Source organism: Halorubrum yunnanense (genome assembly GCF_026586675.1).
GTDB classification, from domain to species: Archaea; Halobacteriota; Halobacteria; order Halobacteriales; family Haloferacaceae; genus Halorubrum; species Halorubrum yunnanense.
Window position 1 is genome coordinate 69,982 of record NZ_JAODIX010000032.1, and the last position, 15,455, is coordinate 85,436.

The 15,455-nt window shown below is 70.3% G+C and carries 14 protein-coding genes and 1 tRNA gene; 10 read left to right on the forward strand and 5 right to left on the reverse strand.

All coding sequences use genetic code 11. The features are described from left to right. Positions 1 to 21: 21 nt before the first annotated feature. The 5 genes from N5096_RS09150 to N5096_RS09170 all read left to right on the forward strand — a co-directional run bounded on the left by N5096_RS09150 (position 22) and on the right by N5096_RS09170 (position 7,023). Positions 22 to 1,782 carry a tRNA uridine(34) 5-carboxymethylaminomethyl modification radical SAM/GNAT enzyme Elp3 gene (locus tag N5096_RS09150; protein ID WP_267664129.1) on the forward strand — a complete coding sequence of 587 codons (1,761 nt, stop codon included), beginning with the start codon at positions 22 to 24 and terminating at the stop codon, positions 1,780 to 1,782. Positions 1,783 to 1,867: 85 nt separating this feature from the next. After that, complete coding sequence (gene rqcH, locus N5096_RS09155) at positions 1,868 to 4,081, forward strand: ribosome rescue protein RqcH (protein ID WP_267664131.1); 2,214 nt, start codon at positions 1,868 to 1,870, stop codon at positions 4,079 to 4,081. Between the two features lie 89 nt (positions 4,082 to 4,170). Continuing rightward, a complete protein-coding gene (locus tag N5096_RS09160; protein WP_267664132.1) occupies positions 4,171 to 4,554 on the forward strand; it encodes a DUF5820 family protein in 384 nt (127 codons plus the stop codon). 127 nt (positions 4,555 to 4,681) lie between these two features. After that, positions 4,682 to 6,181 (forward strand): amidophosphoribosyltransferase, encoded by a 1,500-nt coding sequence (gene purF / locus N5096_RS09165; protein ID WP_267664134.1) that lies wholly within the window; start codon positions 4,682 to 4,684, stop codon positions 6,179 to 6,181. A 122-nt stretch (positions 6,182 to 6,303) separates the two neighbouring features. Next, complete coding sequence (locus N5096_RS09170) at positions 6,304 to 7,023, forward strand: halocyanin domain-containing protein (protein WP_267664135.1); 720 nt, start codon at positions 6,304 to 6,306, stop codon at positions 7,021 to 7,023. 17 nt (positions 7,024 to 7,040) lie between these two features. Here the strand turns inward: N5096_RS09170 and N5096_RS09175 are convergent, their stop codons facing one another. Together N5096_RS09175 and N5096_RS09180 are read right to left on the reverse strand one after the other, a co-directional pair. Continuing rightward, positions 7,041 to 7,553 carry a metal-dependent hydrolase gene (locus N5096_RS09175; protein ID WP_267664138.1) on the reverse strand — a complete coding sequence of 171 codons (513 nt, stop codon included), beginning with the start codon at positions 7,551 to 7,553 and terminating at the stop codon, positions 7,041 to 7,043. Between the two features lie 75 nt (positions 7,554 to 7,628). Next, entirely contained in the window at positions 7,629 to 8,189 is a 561-nt protein-coding gene (locus N5096_RS09180; protein ID WP_267664139.1) for a DUF420 domain-containing protein, read from the reverse strand. 194 nt (positions 8,190 to 8,383) lie between these two features. On the opposite strand from N5096_RS09180, the gene N5096_RS09185 reads away from it, so the two are divergent. The 3 genes from N5096_RS09185 (at position 8,384) to N5096_RS09195 (ending at position 11,475) form a co-directional block, all read left to right on the forward strand. After that, a tRNA-Leu gene (locus tag N5096_RS09185) sits at positions 8,384 to 8,468 on the forward strand. Positions 8,469 to 8,997: 529 nt separating this feature from the next. Next, positions 8,998 to 10,881, forward strand: a complete 1,884-nt coding sequence (gene gatE / locus N5096_RS09190; protein WP_267664140.1) for a Glu-tRNA(Gln) amidotransferase subunit GatE — start codon at positions 8,998 to 9,000, stop codon at positions 10,879 to 10,881. Positions 10,882 to 10,953: 72 nt separating this feature from the next. Continuing rightward, positions 10,954 to 11,475 carry a phosphate-starvation-inducible PsiE family protein gene (locus N5096_RS09195; RefSeq protein ID WP_267664142.1) on the forward strand — a complete coding sequence of 174 codons (522 nt, stop codon included), beginning with the start codon at positions 10,954 to 10,956 and terminating at the stop codon, positions 11,473 to 11,475. Positions 11,476 to 11,667: 192 nt separating this feature from the next. Here N5096_RS09195 and N5096_RS09200 read toward each other — a convergent pair whose 3' ends face one another. Continuing rightward, the gene (locus tag N5096_RS09200) at positions 11,668 to 12,150 is read right to left on the reverse strand and encodes an Lrp/AsnC family transcriptional regulator (protein ID WP_267664145.1); all 483 of its coding nucleotides are present in this window, start codon (positions 12,148 to 12,150) and stop codon (positions 11,668 to 11,670) included. Positions 12,151 to 12,332: 182 nt separating this feature from the next. On the opposite strand from N5096_RS09200, the gene N5096_RS09205 reads away from it, so the two are divergent. Then, positions 12,333 to 13,289 (forward strand): DMT family transporter, encoded by a 957-nt coding sequence (locus tag N5096_RS09205; RefSeq protein ID WP_267664147.1) that lies wholly within the window; start codon positions 12,333 to 12,335, stop codon positions 13,287 to 13,289. A 16-nt stretch (positions 13,290 to 13,305) separates the two neighbouring features. On the opposite strand, the gene N5096_RS09210 is transcribed toward N5096_RS09205, so the two are convergent. Both N5096_RS09210 and N5096_RS09215 read right to left on the reverse strand, forming a co-directional pair. Then, positions 13,306 to 13,878: a hypothetical protein gene (locus N5096_RS09210; RefSeq protein ID WP_267664148.1), complete on the reverse strand. Its 573-nt coding sequence runs from the start codon at positions 13,876 to 13,878 to the stop codon at positions 13,306 to 13,308. Between the two features lie 135 nt (positions 13,879 to 14,013). Beyond that, entirely contained in the window at positions 14,014 to 14,361 is a 348-nt protein-coding gene (locus tag N5096_RS09215; protein ID WP_267664150.1) for a 2Fe-2S iron-sulfur cluster-binding protein, read from the reverse strand. A 107-nt stretch (positions 14,362 to 14,468) separates the two neighbouring features. Between N5096_RS09215 and N5096_RS09220 the strand changes: the two genes are divergently transcribed. Beyond that, positions 14,469 to 15,422 carry a biotin--[acetyl-CoA-carboxylase] ligase gene (locus N5096_RS09220; protein WP_267664151.1) on the forward strand — a complete coding sequence of 318 codons (954 nt, stop codon included), beginning with the start codon at positions 14,469 to 14,471 and terminating at the stop codon, positions 15,420 to 15,422. The last annotated feature ends 33 nt before the right edge of the window (positions 15,423 to 15,455 follow it).

Sequence of the window (15,455 nt, forward strand, 5' to 3'; positions counted from 1 at the left end):
AAACCCGTCGAACGGAGGGTAATGAGTACTGACGCGGCGAGTGACGCGGACGCCGAAAGCGAGGGCGACGCCAGAGAGGAGTCCGGGAGCGGGGGAGCCGCCTCCGACGCCGAACCCCAGGCGTTCGTCCGGACCTGCGAGGCGCTGGTCGACCGGATCCTCGCCGGCGAGATCGACCGCGACGACCTCGAGGCCGCCAAGCTCGACGCCTGCTCGGAGTTCGCCTCCCCGAAGGTGCCGAAGAACACCGAAATTTTGGACCACGCGCCCTCTGAGGCCCGCGACGACGTGATCGAGGTCGTCCAGCGGAAGCCGGTCCGGACCGCCTCGGGCGTCTCCCCGGTCGCGATCATGACCTCGCCGAAGCTCTGCCCCCACGGGAAGTGCCTCTACTGCCCCGGCGGGCCGGCCTCGGAGTTCTCCTCGGCGCAGTCGTACACGGGCCACGAGCCCGCCGCGGCCCGGGGCGAGCAGAATGATTACGACCCGTACGGGCAGGTCACGCTCCGGCTCGAACAGCTCCGGAAGATCGGCCACCCGGTCGACAAGGTGGAGCTGATCCTGATGGGCGGGACGATGACCGCGCGCTCGCACGACTACCAGGAGTGGTTCGTGAAGCGCGCCCTCCAGGCGATGAACGACTACAACCTCGACAAGGAGCCCGAGCCGGCCGAGGGCGAGTCGTTCGCGCCGGACCCCGAAGAGACGGAGTTCGAGTACCTCGAGGACGTGATCGCGGAGAACGAGACGAACGCGATCCGCAACATCGGCACGACGTTCGAAACGAAGCCGGACTGGTGTGACCCCGAGCAGATCGACCGGATGCTCGATCTGGGCGGCACGAAAGTCGAGGTCGGCGTGCAGACGACCTACGAGCGGATCAACCGCGAGATGCACCGCGGCCACGGCAACGACGCCTCCCGCAGCGCGAACCGCCGCCTGCGCGACGCTGCGTTCAAGGTCGGGTTCCACATGATGCCGGGCCAGCCGGGGATGACGCGGGAGATGTGCGTCGAGGACTTCCGCCAGCTGTTCGAGAACCCCGACTGGCGCCCCGACTACCTCAAGATATACCCCACCCTCGTCGTCGAGGGGACCCGGGTGTACGACCGCTGGCGTCAGGACTCGTTTGAGCCGCTCTCGAACGAGGAGGCGGCCGACGTCGTCGCCGAGGCGATGGGCCAGATCCCGAAGTACACCCGGCTCCAGCGGGTCCAGCGCGACATCCCCGCCGACTTCATCGAGGGCGGCGTCTGGAAGTCGAACCTCCGGCAGCTCGCCGACCAGCGAGCCGAGGAGAAGGGGATCGTCCAACGTGACATCCGCGCTCGCGAGGTGGGCCATAACGACGCCGACCCGGACCCCGACGACGTCGAGCTCGACGTGATGACGTACGAGGCCGGCGGGGGGACGGAGCACTTCATCTCGTTCGAGGACCCAGTCCGCGACCTGCTCGTCGGGTTCTGTCGGCTGCGATACCCCTCGTTCGCCCCCGACCAGCCCGGCGCGCCCGGCTCCGAGGACGACGCGATCCGCCGCGAGCTCGGGGACGCCGCGCTGATCCGCGAACTGCACGTGTACGGCAGCGAGGTCGCTCTCGGCGGCGACGGCGACTGGCAGCACCGGGGGTACGGGACGAAGCTCCTCGAACGCGCGGAGGAGATGGCCCGTGACGCCGGCTTCCGCAAGATGGCGATCATCTCGGGGATCGGCGCCCGCGAGTACTACCGGACCAAGCTCGGTTACCACCAGGACGGGCCGTACGTGTCGAAGCGGCTGTAGCGCCGTCCGAGTCACCCGCCGTCTCGCTCGCCGGCTCGCACTCACAACGACACGCCTTTTTCCGGGCCGGCCGTCTCTCTGTCGTATGGACCAGAAGCGGGAGCTGTCGAGCATCGACCTCGCCGCCCTCGTCACCGAGCTCAATCGGTATGAGGGGGCGAAAGTCGACAAGGCGTACCTCTACGACGACGACCTGCTCCGGCTGAAGCTCCGCGACTTCGATCGCGGCCGCGTTGAGCTCATGATCGAGGTCGGGGACACCAAACGCGCCCACGTCGCGGACGCCGAGCACGTCGCCGACGCCCCGGGCCGACCGCCGAACTTCGCGAAGATGCTCCGGAACCGGATGTCTGGCGCCGACTTCGCGGGCGTCGAGCAGTACGAGTTCGACCGGATCCTCACCTTCGAGTTCGAGCGCGAGGACGAGAACACGACGCTCGTCGCCGAGCTGTTCGGGCAGGGCAACGTCGCCACGCTCGACGAGACCGGCGAGGTCGTCGGCTCGCTCCAGACCGTCCGGCTGAAATCTCGGACGGTCGCGCCCGGGTCGCAGTACGAGTACCCCGCCTCGCGGCTCAACCCCCTCGACGTCAGCCTCGGCGGGTTCAAACGGCACATGCGCGAGTCCGACAGCGACGTGGTGCGGACCCTCGCCACGCAGCTCAACCTCGGCGGGCTCTACGCCGAGGAGGTGTGTACCCGCGCCGACGTCGAGAAGGAGACGCCCATCGACGAGGCGACCGACGACCAGCTCCGCGCGCTCCACGAGGCGCTCGAACGGATCGGGGACCGACTCCGCTCCGGCGACATCGATCCCCGGGTGTACGAGGAGGAACTGGACGGTGGCGACGGGGGGGAGGACGGGTCGGACGCCGACTCCGACTCGGACCGCGACCCCCGGGTCGTCGACGTCACGCCCTTCCCGCTCTCGGAGCACGAGGGGCTCCCGAGCGTCGGGTTCGACTCGTTTAACGCCGCCGTCGACGAGTACTTTTACCGGCTCGAAGGCGAGGACACCGACGCGGGCGAGGCCCCCGCCGACGCGAGCCCGTCCCGCCCCGAATTCGAGGAGGAGATCGCGAAACAGGAGCGGATCATCGAACAGCAGCGCGGGGCGATCGAGGGGTTCGAGGAGCAGGCCGAGGCGGAGCGCGAGCGCGCCGAGCTGCTGTACGCGAACTACGACCTCGTCGACGAGGTGCTCTCGACGGTTCGGGAGGCCCGCGAGAACGAGGTCCCTTGGGACGAGATCGCGGAGACCCTCGACGCGGGGGCGGAGCGGGGGATCCCGGCCGCGGAGGCCGTGGTCGGCGTGGACGGCGGTGAGGGGACCGTGACGGTCGAGCTCGCCGCCGAGGGCGACGACGGGGGAACGGCTCGGATTGGACTCGACGCCGGCGACGGCGTCGAGGTCAACGCCGACCGGCTCTACCGGGAGGCGAAGCGCATCGAGGGGAAAAAAGAGGGCGCGATGGAGGCCATCGAGTCGACTCGCCGGGAGCTGGAGGCGGCCAGGGAGCGCAAGGCGGAGTGGGAGGCGAAAGAGGCGGCCGAAGACGAGAGCCCCGGGAGCGACGGCGGTGACGACGAGGACGATGAGGGGTACGAGACCGACTGGCTCTCGCGCTCGTCGGTCCCGATCCGGAGCCCCGACGACTGGTACGACCGCTTCCGGTGGTTCCACACGTCGACCGGCTACCTGGTCATCGGCGGGCGCAACGCCGACCAGAACGAGGAGCTCGTCAAGAAGTACATGGGCAAACACGACCGGTTCTTCCACACGCAGGCCCACGGCGGACCGGTGACCCTGCTGAAGGCCGCGGGGCCCTCCGAGTCCGCGGACCCGGTCGACTTCTCCGAGGAGACGCTGCGGGAGGCCGCGCAGTTCGCCGTCTCGTACTCCTCGGACTGGAAGGACGGCCGCGGCGCCGGCGACGCGTACATGGTCGAGCCCGATCAGGTCTCGAAGACGCCCGAGAGCGGCGAGTACATCGAGAAGGGGAGCTTCGTGATCCGGGGCGACCGGACGTACTTCGAGGACGTCCCCTGTCGGATCGCCGTCGGCGTCCAGTGCGAGCCGGTCACCCAGGCCATCGGTGGCCCGCCGTCGGCGATCGTGGACCGCGCGGCGACGAGCGTCACCTTCGAGCCGGGGATGTACGCGCAGAACGACGCCGCGATGATGGCGTACCGAACGCTGAAGGAGCGCTTCGCCGACCAGTCGTTCGTCCGCAAGGTGGCGAGCGCGGACCAGCTCCAGGAGTTCATTCCGGCGGGCGGCTCGGACATCGTCGAGTGAAGCGGTCGGCGGAGGCCGCGGTGAGGCGAACCGCGGCCGCGTCAGCGCCGGAGCGCGACCCTTTCAAGCCTCGGCGCCTCACACCGCACATGAGCTTCGAGGCGCTGCCGGACGGCTGGCGGGTGTGGAACGAGGAGCCGAGCGGGCGCGCCATCCTCGTCTACCGCCCCGACGTGTTCGACGGCGACGACCTCCCGGCCGAGTGCATGCCGACCGTCTACCTCACGAACGGCGCGCGAACGGCCCGGCCCGGCTCGGGCCAGTACGCGACCGACGAGTGGCACGTCGTCCTCTTCTTGGAGCCCGAGGTCGAGGCGGTCTCGGAGACCCTCGACGACCGGGAGGCGGGCGCCGCCGCGGCCGTCGCGGTCGCGGAGCGGTTCGCCGCCGGCGACGTGGACTACCGCGCCGCCTACCAGGTGCCGCGGGAGGCGTACTTCGAGCGGTTAGACGAGTGTATCGGCGGGGAGTGAACGCCCGACACCGACCGGAGGCGGTCTCCACTATTGATCCGCGTTCGTGAATATATCTTCTGTTCTCAATCCCGATGCCAGCACGAACACGAGGACTTTTATCGCTTCCCGCCTCACCGTCGCGTACATGAACGCCGGTGGGGACAACATCGCTGACGAGCCGCGAGAGAAGTGCGGCGTGGTCGGCATCTCGCTCGCCGACCGCGAGGCCGCGCGGCCGCTGTACTACGCGCTGTACGCGCTCCAACACCGCGGGCAGGAGTCCGCGGGGATCGTCACGCACGACGGGTTCCAACAGCACAGCCACGTCGATCGCGGGCTCGTCGGCGACGCGTTCGAGAAGGGGGACCTCGAGTCGCTGTCCGGCGGGACCGGTATCGGCCACGTCCGGTACCCGACCGCCGGCAGCCTCGACAAGAGCTGCGCGCAGCCGTTCTCCGTCTCGTTTAAGTCCGGGTCGCTCGGGCTCTCGCACAACGGGAACCTCGTGAACGCCGACGAGGTCCGCGAGGAGCTCGCGGCCGCCGGCCACGCGTTCACCTCTGACGGCGACACCGAGGTGATCGCCCACGACCTCGCGCGCAACCTCCTCGAGGAGGACCTCGTGCGTGCCGTCAAACACACGATGAACCGCATCCACGGCTCCTACTCGTTGGCGATCACCCACGACGACACCGTCCTCGGCGTGCGCGACCCACTCGGGAACCGCCCGCTGTGCCTCGGGAAGATCGACGGCGGCTACGTCCTCGCCAGCGAATCGGCCGCCATCGACACCCTCGACGGGGAACTGATCCGGGACGTGCGACCGGGCGAGCTCGTCGTCCTCGACCCCGACGGCTCGGGGTACGACACGTACCAGCTCGTCGAGCGCGAGTCGACCGCCCACTGCTTCTTCGAACACGTCTACTTCGCCCGCCCCGACTCCGTCATCGACGAGAACCTGGTGTACGAGGTCCGGCGTAAGCTCGGGCGGAAGCTCTGGGAGGAGTCCGGTACCGAGTCGGACGTCGTGATGCCCGTCCCCGACTCCGGGCGAGCGTTCGCCTCGGGCTACGCCGACGCCGCCGGCGAGACGACCGCGGACGGGGAGCCCCGCCCGGACGACGACGGCGGTATCGCGTTCGCCGAGGGGCTGATGAAGAACCGCTACGTCGGCCGCACGTTCATCATGCCGACGCAGGACGAACGCGAGCGCGCGGTCCGGCTGAAGCTCAACCCCATCCGGTCGACCGTGGAGGGGAAGTCGGTCACCATCATCGACGACTCCATCGTCCGGGGGACGACCTCGACCCAGCTGGTCGATCTCGTCCGCGAGGCGGGCGCCGAGGAGGTCCACCTCCGGATCGGCGCGCCGGCCATCGTCGCGCCCTGCTACTTCGGGATCGACATGGCGACCCGCGAGGAGCTGATCGCCCCCGACGCCTCCACCGAGGAGATCCGGCAGGCGGTCGGCGCCGACTCCCTGTCGTACCTCTCGATCGACGCGGTCGCCGAGGCGCTCGGGGAGAGCCGCGCGGACCTCTGTCTCGGCTGCGTCACCGGCGAGTACCCCTTCGACGTCGAGGGCGAGGAGAGCGACCGCGACCTCGACGGCGTCGCGCCCGGTCCCACGCCCGCGGACGACTGATCGGGTCGCGGTCTCGCGTTTTGTCCCGTGTCGCTCGACCCCACCGATACGCCAGCGACGCGTTCCCGCCGCGGGAGCCCGGAATCGGGAATTTAAATACGCCCACGCCGGGAGGTACGGGTATGACATCCGACGCCGACGACGCGACCATGAGCCGCCGCGGGCTGTTCAGGGCCGGCGCCGCGGGCGCCGCCGCCGCGACCGGCCTCGCCGCCGGGTCCGGGACCGTCGCCGCCCAGTACGGCGGCTATCTGGACGACGTGGGCAACTACGACGGCACGCACGACTACACCGGTCAGGACGAGGTCACGGTCGCCGTCGGCGCGGTCAACGGGCTCAGGTTCGGCCCGGCGGCGATCCTGATCGACCCCGGGACGACCGTCGTCTGGGAGTGGACCGGCGAGGGCGGCGCGCACAACGTCGTCGCCGAGGACGAGACCTTCGACAGCGGCGAGACGGTCAGCGAGGCGGGGGCCACCTTCGAGTACGCGTTCGACGACGCGTCGGAGGGCGACACGTTCAACTACTACTGCACCCCTCACAAGGCGGCCGGCATGAAGGGCGGCGTCGCCGTCGGCTCTGTCGACGACGACCTCGTCGACCCGAGCGCGGACGGCGGGGACGGGAGCGACGGCGGGGACGGCGGGGACGGAAGCGACGGCGGGGACGGCGGGAGTGACGGCGGGGACGGCGGAAGCGGTGACGGCGGCGACGGCGGGGACAGCGGCACGCCCCTCACCGCGGGCGACATCGGGGCGCTCGCGCTCAGCTTGGGGTTCGCCGGAGCGTTGCTCATCCCTCTCTTCTACGCGGCCCACCGGAAGGCGAACGACGAGCAGTAGGCCGGGCGCGTCTCCGGTCACCGGTCCGCGTTCCGGCTCGCGCCGACGCCGAACCGCCACCGGAACGCGAGGAGGATCGCCGTCAGCCATATCGCCACTTCGAGGTAAAACGAGGGCGTTCCGACGTAGAAGCGCGCGAATTCGCCCGGCGGGATGCCGAGCGGGTCGGGCTTTTTGAGCACCGGCCACGCGAGCGACACCGCGTTGCCGGCTCGCCCGTTCACGACGATGTGGAGCGTGTCCAGCGCGAGGTGCGAGCCCCAGCCGACCGCGACCGCGAGCCCGTGCCGGTGCCTCGCGGCGACGGCGACCGCGAGGGGAGCGAGCAGCGCGGAGTGGCCGACGGAGTGATACGTGTCGACGACCCCCAGCGCGCCGAGCGGCTTGTCGACGGCGTCCGGGAGCGTCGCGCCGGCGACGAGCCACGGGACCGAGAGCGTCGGCGTCTCGGGGAGACGCTTCCGGACCCGGGAGCGCCCCGACAGCCACCCGATCCAGCCGGCGACGAAGAGGTGAGTCGGGAACAGCACGGCGGGTCATACGGGCGACGGCGGCTTCAAACTTCGTCGTCAGGCGACCCCTCCCGAGCCGGTCGCGCCGCCCGGTCAGAACGCGTGGTACAGCATGACGTACACCCCGATTCCCATCGTGAAGGAGATCAGCCAGAGGACGGCGGCGACGAGGCCGACCTGCGCGTGTCGGGTGTGATACAGCTCCTCGTACGGGCGGGTCGCGGCGAGCAGGAGCGCGTGGAAGACGAAGGGCAGACAGCAGATCGCGAGTAGGATGTGGATCCCGAGGAAGGGGAGGTAGAGGTAGGTGTAGGCGGCCTCGGGGCCGGGGAACTCGGTCGTGCCGACGTGGATCAGCCGGTAGAGGTACGCCCCGAGGAAGGCCGTGAAGAGGCCGAACGACGTCAGCATGAACGCGCGGTGTCGGCGCACGTCCCCGCGCGAGATGGCGCGCCAGCCGAGGACGATGGTGCCGATCGCGGTCGCCGAGACGGCGGCGTTGAAGTGCGGGATCGCGGCGAGGACGGCGTCGCTCGCGCGCGGGAAGAGAGCGCTCGGAATCGCGCCGCCGACGGCGCCGAACACCACGGCGAGGGCGGCGACGGAACAGATGGCGGTCAGGAGGGGGACGTTCTCCCGGGCCCACTCGGACATGGGCGGATTGAGGAGCGCCACCCCCAAACCCGTGCCGGTTTCGCCGGCCCGAGCGCCGATGCGCTCGACGTCCGCGGCCGAAATCTCGACGCCCTCGGCCCCGCTTCCCGATGTCACCCCGCGGCACGGCGCTATCGAATGGAAGGGCTTTTAATTAGGGGAAGGGTACGTGGAGTTGCGACAGAACACCGCGAGCGTGGGTAGCCAAGCCAGGCCAACGGCGCAGCGTTGAGGGCGCTGTCCTGTAGAGGTCCGCCGGTTCAAATCCGGTCCCACGCATCGCTCGGGGCACACCCCCGCGATGCACGGTGTTGTCTACACGACAGCACCCACGCATAATTCCTTTCGAACGCTACTCGACGAGTGACGACTACACTTGGCTCTGACTGGTGATGTAGTGGGTGTTCTTGCGGCCCGAGTTGTTCGCTTATAAATGGCTGACCGCAGATCGGCGGCGAACACCTCCAAAGCCCCAGCCGCGAGGGCTCGGTGCGCTCGCTGCGCGCCTCGGTCGCTCACTCCGTTCCCTCCCTCGGTGCTTACGTCGCGCGCCTTCGCCCTCGCGGCTGCCCCTTTGAGTCCCACCCCGCACCGCTCCGCACAGCACCTCACACCTCCCCAGCCTCGTCGGTGGTCCTCCGCTTCGCTCCGGACCACCGACTCCCTCGCGCGTGCTGACTCGCGGCCTTCGGCCGCTCGCAGGCACGCGCCGCCGCCCGGTCATTTATAAACGACATCAGCTCTCACGATCCGCATCGCTCGCGCGAACTGCCACCCTTTTAGTCCCGGCCTGCCGGAGTATGGCGTAATGAGTACGGACGCGACCCCCGAGTACGACCACGAGGAGCTGGGGCTCGTCGCCGGGCTGGAGATCCACCAGCAGCTCGACACGGAGACGAAGCTGTTCTGCGACTCCCCGACGGCCGAGCGCGACCCGGACGAGGCCGAGCGGGAGATCACCCGCCGGCTCCACCCGACGAAGAGCGAACTCGGCGAGCTCGACGACGCCGCGATGGAGGAGAGCCGAGTCGACCGCGAGTTCACCTACCTCGCGTACGACACCACCTGCCTCGTCGAGGAGGACGACGAGCCGCCGCGCCGCGTCGACGGGGAGGCCCTCTCTGTGGCCCTCCAGATCGCCGACCTGCTCGACGTCTCGGTCGTCGACCAGGCCCACGTGATGCGGAAGCTCGTCATCGACGGGTCGAACACCTCCGGCTTCCAGCGCTCGATCCTGCTCGGGCAGGAGGGCGAAATCGAGACGAGCGAGGGGCGCGTGTCGATCGTCGACCTCATGCTGGAAGAGGAGTCGGCCAAGCGCGTCGAGGAGACCGAGGCGGGCGTCGTCTACTCGCTGGATCGGCTGGGCGTCCCCCTGGTCGAGATCGGCACCGGGCCGGACATCCGGAGCCCCGAGGGCGCCCGCGAGGCCGCCGAGCGCATCGGGATGCTGCTCCGGTCGACGGGAGCGGTCAAGCGCGGGCTGGGCACGATCCGCCAAGACGTCAACGTCTCCATCGCCGAGGGCGCGCGCGTCGAGGTGAAGGGCGTCCAGGACCTACAGGGGATCGAGGACATCGTCCGCGGCGAGGTCGGCCGGCAGGCCGAGCTGCTCGAGATCCGCGAGGAGCTCCGCGACCGCGACGCGAGCGTGGGCGACGTCTCGGACGTCACCGAGGTCTTCGCCGACACCGAGTCGGGGGTCGTCCGCGGCGCGCTCGACGCGGGCGGGAAGGTGGCCGCGGTCCCCCTGTTCGGCTTCGACGGCCTCGTCGGCCGCGAGCTCCAGCCGGACCGGCGGCTCGGCACCGAGCTCTCGGACCACGCGAAGCGCCACGGCGCGGGCGGGGTCTTCCACACCGACGAGCTGCCGGCGTACGGCGTGACCGAGGCGGAGGTCGCGGGCCTCCGCGACGCGGTCGGCGCGGGCGAGGAGGACGCGGTCGCCATCGTCGCCGCTGACCCCGAGACGGCCGACCTCGCGATCGAGGCGGCGGCCGAGCGCGCGGGCACGGCCCTCGAGGGCGTCCCCGAGGAGACCCGCGGCGCCAACGACGACGCGACGACCCGCTACCTCCGCCCGCTCCCCGGCGCCGCGCGGATGTACCCCGAGACGGACGTCCCGCCGGTCGAGCCCGACCCCTCGGACGTGGACCGGCCGGAACTGCTCGACGAGAAGACCGACCGCTACGTCGAGGCGTTCGGGCTCGACCGCGGGCTCGCCGAGCAGGTCGCGTTTGGCCGTCGCTTCCCGCTGTTCGAGGCCGCAGTTGACCGCGGCGTCGACCCGACCTTCGCCGCGTCGACGCTGGAGTCGACGACGACGGAGATCCGGCGGGACGGCGCCCCAGTCGAGGATCTCACCGACGACCACTTCCTCGACCTGTTCGGTCTCGTCGAGGACGGCGACCTCGCGAAGGAGGGCGTGCCCGAGGTACTCACGACGCTCGCGGCGGACCCCGATCTCACGGCCGCCGAAGCGGTCGAAGAGGCCGGCCTCTCCGGCGTGAGCGAGGCGGAAGTGCGCGAGGCGGTCGCGGAGGTAGTCGAGCGCAACGCCGACCAGGTCGACGAGGAGGGGATGGGCGCGTTCTCCGGGCTGATGGGCGAGGCCATGGGCGCGCTCCGCGGGAAGGCCGACGGCGAGGTCGTCTCCGACGCGCTCCGCGAGGAGATCGGGAAGCGGTCGTAGCGGGTTCCGTGCCAGTCAGGCCCGTTCTTTACGTATCGGGAGTCCGTGTCTCGATCCGAGAGGGACTACCGGATGGCAGACTCGCCTGCGGCCGACCCGTCGGATGACTCGCCCGCGACAGACTCTCACGACGAGCCGTCCACCGACAGGACGTCTAGCGACCGCGTCTTCGACGCGACCAGTCGGTTTATCACCGGCGTCGAGCTGGCCGCGGCGGCGATGTTCGCGCTCCTCTTCGGCATCGGCGTCATCGACCTCGCGATCCAGATCGCGGAGTCGGTCCCGACCGGTGCGATCACGAACCCGAACGTCGTTATCGGCTTCATCGAGACCGGACTCCTCCTCCTGATCATCGTCGAGGTGTACGAGACGGTCGTCGCGTACATCGAACAGAGCGAAACTCGAGTGATCGTCAGGCTGGTGATCTACACCGGCGTCATCGCCATGGTCCGGAAGGTGATCATCTTCCGGACCTCCGAGTACGCGACGACCCAAGACGCGCTGTTCGCCGCGGTGTCGTACACCGTCATCGTTCTCGGACTGGTCGCGCTGCTGTACGTCGAGCGGTCGATCGGGAACTCGCTCGAAGGCTAATGCTCGGACCGGGCGGCCCGGGTCCCCGATCCGGATTCCGCGATCCGCATCGCCGAATTCGACCGGTTCCCGGTCGACTCGCCCGCCTCGTTTACGATTAATAAATTCGATACACACCCATCCACAGGGAACTCGATCCCGTGAGAGAGCCGTTCGGTCCCGGCCTCCGCTTCGCACGAGGGACGCTCCGACTCAGTCCGTCAGCTCCGCGAGCAGCGTGTCGAGGTCGTATGTCGCCGGCGCGCGCGGCTCGTCTCTGAGGGTGGCGATCGTGAACGTCGAGTTCGTGCGCTCGACCTCCGGGATCGCCTCGAAGTCGCTGATCAGCCGCTCGACGGTGTCGGACGAGGAGAGCCGCGCGAGCACGACAAAGTCGGTCTCGCCCATCGTGAAGAACGCCTCCGTGACGCCCTCGACCGCGAGCAGCTCCTCCGCGAACTCCTCGTACGGCCCCTCGTAGCCCGCGAGCACCTCGACGATGACGGTGACGCCGAGGCCGAGCGCCTCGTGGTCTATGTCGTAGAGGTCGTTCTCGATCACGCCGTCCTCGCGGAGGTTGTTCAGCCGGTAGTGGATCGTCGACACCGGGATCCCCGTCTCCTCGTGGAGCCGCTCGGGACTCCCCGTTCCCAGGTCCGATATCGTCTTCAGGAGCCGCACGTCGCGCTCGTCCATACGCCCCCTTCGCGTGAGGGATTATTGTATATTCCGACTGATAGGGTTGGAGTCGAATTCAAAAACCCGGCTCGTTTCGGGACCGTATTGCACCGTATTCGTATGCGTGATTGTTCATTCAGAATACGGCAGGTTCTGAAAGAATAGTTTAACTGTCTCAACAATCTTCGAACTAACACTCAATGAAGTCACGGAACTTCCTCTCTACTCCGGAATCCGTCGTCAGCGCGTTCGTTCTCCTCGCGATCCTGTGGGGCACCTCCTTCGTCGCCATCGAGGCCGGGTTGCACTACTTCCCGCCGCTGCTCTTCGCCGGCGTCCGGTACGCGATCGCCGGGGCGATCGTGTTGGGCGTCGCCGCGGTCGCGTCCGGCCGCACGGTCCCCCGCGGTCGCGACGAGTGGCTCGGCGTCGCCGTCGCCGCGACCTTCGTGATCGCCACGTACCATGGCCTGTTGTACGTCGGCGAGCTGTACATCTCCGGGGCGGTCGCCGCGGTCGTCGTGAGCCTCGTGCCCGTCTTGACCGCGGTGTTCGCCGCGCTCCTCCTCCCGAACGAGCGGCTCGGAGCGGTCGAGATCGGCGGCTTCGCGCTCGGGGTCCTCGGTGTCGTCGTGATCGCCGACCCGACGGGGGGCGGGGCGGGGAGCGCCGCCCCCCTCGGCGTCGGGCTCGCGTTCGCCGGCGCGGTCGCCTTCTCGCTGGGCGCGGTCCTGCTCCGCCCGCTCCGCACCGACCTCCCGATCGCCGCGCTACAGGGGTGGGCGATGGTGATCGGCGCCGGGCTCCTGTTCGTCGGCGCCGCCGCGCTCGGCGAGTCCCCCGCCGCGATCATCTGGAGCGACACCGCGATCGCGTCGCTCGCGTACCTCACGCTGCTGTCGGGCGCGCTCGCGTTCCTGATCTACTTCGCGCTGCTCGACGCGGTCGGCCCGGCGCAACTCCACCTCGTCGGGTACGTCGAGCCGGTCGTCGCCGCGGTCGGGAGCTGGGTCTTCCTGGGCAGCCTCATCGAGGCCGAGGCGATCGTCGGGTTCGTCGCGATCCTTGCCGGCTTCCTCGCGCTCGAACGCCGCGAGATCGCCGCGTACGTCGGATTCGACGTGTATCACTGGTCCGCGCTGACCGGGCGGAAGTGAGGGATCGCCGCGCCGCTCAGCCGCCGACATCCGTGGTCAGGCCGGCGCGGAGGTCGCGGCCGAAGTAGTGGCCGACCAGCGCGACGACGAGTCCCACCCCGCCGCCGACGGCCAGCAGGGGCAACCCCCACTGCTGGAGGTAGTCGATCCCGATCGGGAGGAAGCCGACGCCGAGGACGTTCGTCACGGCGACGGCCGCCCCCGCGGCGCCGCCGGCGATCCCGGTTTCGACGTACCGGCGCGCAGAGAGGACCAGCCCGATCAGGAACGCCGCGAGGAACACGCCCCCGGCGGAGCCGATCGTCCCGCCGATGAGCGGGATCGCGCCGCCGACGAACACGCCGGCGGCGACGGCGACGAGGGAGAGCGCGAACGCCTTCGCGGAGAACCAGCGACCGCTGGTTCCGACCCGCCCGCCGTCGTCGCTCGCGCCGGCCGCCCGTTCGGACGAGCCGCCCGCCGTGGCGTCGGACCCCGCGTCGTCCGACGACGCGGTCGACTCGCCCCCGGCGAGGTCGTCGTCGAGGAGGTCGTCGAGGTCGTCCATCGGGTCGCCGTCGGACGCCGCTTCCTCCTTGGAGGGTTGCATACCGGAGCGTTCGCCCGTGCGACCTTGTGTCTTGTGCCCACGCGGGGACCCCGCCTTCGTCACGCCGAACCGTTTCACCGGAAACGAGGTGTCTCGGGGGCGATCGGCGGCGACGCGGGGACTGCGGTCGGGCTCTCAGTCGTCCCCGTCGCGTTCGCGCGGCCCCCACACGCGCTTGTCGACGAGCTCGACCGTCATCGGCCGGTCGACGGTCACCTGACAGGACAGCCGGGGGTAGCCGAAGCGGGCCGCGAGCCGGTCGTGCCAGTGGTCCGGGGGCGGCCCCTCTCGTATCCGGACGCCGCAGGTGGCGCAGACGCCCCGCCCGCCGCAGTTCAGCCGGCGGGTCGCGGCCGCGTACGGCGACAGGCCCGCGTCGAGGAGGGCCCGTCGGAGGGTCCGGCCCGGTTCGACCGCCAGCTCGGTGCGCTCGTGTCCGTCGACGACGGTCACCGGAACGCTCTCGGCGCTCGGATCGGTCATTCAATAGTCGGAGCGTGGTGCTCGGTGCCCATAGGTGTGTGCTCGCTCCGGGGCGCTCTCGGGCCCGACTCGGAACGGCTTTGCATGCTCGCGCCGATCCCGTCGACATGGACACGCGTCGCGCGCTGCTGGACGCCTTGGAAGACGGACCGGTCTCCGGCCCGGCGCTCGCGGCGGAGCTCGACGTCTCGCGGGCGGCGGTGTGGAAGGCGGTCGAGGCGCTCCGCGGGGAGGGGTTCGCCGTCGCGTCGACCTCGGAGGGGTACGTCGCGCCCGGGGATCCCGACTACTGCGCGGCCGGGATCGAGTTCGGGCTCGACGCGCCGTACGCGGTCGAGCACCACGACAGCCTCCCGTCGACGAACGACCGCGCCCGCGAGCTGGCGGGCGAGGGCGCCGGCGGCGTCGCCGTCGTCGCCGATGAGCAGACGGGCAGCCGGGGGCGGCTCGACCGCGAGTGGGTCGCGCCCAGCGGCGGCGTCTGGCTCTCGCTCGTGGTCCGACCCGACGTCCCGCCGGCTCACGCCCCGCTTTTCACCCTCGCCGCGGCGGTCGCGACGGTCGACGCCTGCCGCGAGGCGGGCGTCGACGCGCACATCAAGTGGCCGAACGACGTGTTGGTGGGCGACTCCGGCGGTCGCGGCGGCCGCAAGCTGGCGGGGATCCTCACGGAGATGGAGGGCGAGGCCGACCGGGTCTCGTGGCTCGTCGCGGGGGTCGGCGTCAACGCGAATATCGACGCCGAGACGCTTCCGGCGGGCGCGACGTCCCTGCGGGAGGAGTTCGGGGGCCCCGTCGACAGGCGCCGGTTCGCCGCGACCCTCCTCGAGCGCTTCGCGGCGCTCGCGGGGGAGCCGGACCGGATGGACCGGATCCTGCCGGCGTGGCGCGAGCGGGCGAGCACGCTCGGGCGGCGGGTCCGGGTCGAGACGTCGAGCGGCTCGGTAACGGGTACCGCGGTCGACGTCGAGTCGCCGGGCGCGCTCGTGGTCGACACCGGAGACGGAACGCGACGGGTCCACGCCGGGGACTGCGAGCACCTCCGGGACGCGGACGACTGACCGCGGCGGATCGGGTCGCCGAGGCGACCCGGT

Excerpts from the sequence above, each read along its gene's own strand:
- N5096_RS09150 (WP_267664129.1), top strand. The coding sequence starts at position 22 with ATGAGTACTGACGCGGCGAGTGACGCGGACGCCGAAAGCGAGGGCGAC.
- N5096_RS09205 (WP_267664147.1), top strand. The coding sequence starts at position 12,333 with ATGAAGTCACGGAACTTCCTCTCTACTCCGGAATCCGTCGTCAGCGCG.
- N5096_RS09210 (WP_267664148.1), bottom strand. The coding sequence starts at position 13,878 with ATGCAACCCTCCAAGGAGGAAGCGGCGTCCGACGGCGACCCGATGGAC.
- N5096_RS09215 (WP_267664150.1), bottom strand. The coding sequence starts at position 14,361 with ATGACCGATCCGAGCGCCGAGAGCGTTCCGGTGACCGTCGTCGACGGA.
- N5096_RS09180 (WP_267664139.1), bottom strand. The coding sequence starts at position 8,189 with ATGTCCGAGTGGGCCCGGGAGAACGTCCCCCTCCTGACCGCCATCTGT.
- rqcH (WP_267664131.1), top strand. The coding sequence starts at position 1,868 with ATGGACCAGAAGCGGGAGCTGTCGAGCATCGACCTCGCCGCCCTCGTC.
- N5096_RS09160 (WP_267664132.1), top strand. The coding sequence starts at position 4,171 with ATGAGCTTCGAGGCGCTGCCGGACGGCTGGCGGGTGTGGAACGAGGAG.
- N5096_RS09200 (WP_267664145.1), bottom strand. The coding sequence starts at position 12,150 with ATGGACGAGCGCGACGTGCGGCTCCTGAAGACGATATCGGACCTGGGA.
- N5096_RS09195 (WP_267664142.1), top strand. The coding sequence starts at position 10,954 with ATGGCAGACTCGCCTGCGGCCGACCCGTCGGATGACTCGCCCGCGACA.
- N5096_RS09220 (WP_267664151.1), top strand. The coding sequence starts at position 14,469 with ATGGACACGCGTCGCGCGCTGCTGGACGCCTTGGAAGACGGACCGGTC.
- purF (WP_267664134.1), top strand. The coding sequence starts at position 4,682 with ATGAACGCCGGTGGGGACAACATCGCTGACGAGCCGCGAGAGAAGTGC.
- N5096_RS09170 (WP_267664135.1), top strand. The coding sequence starts at position 6,304 with ATGACATCCGACGCCGACGACGCGACCATGAGCCGCCGCGGGCTGTTC.
- gatE (WP_267664140.1), top strand. The coding sequence starts at position 8,998 with ATGAGTACGGACGCGACCCCCGAGTACGACCACGAGGAGCTGGGGCTC.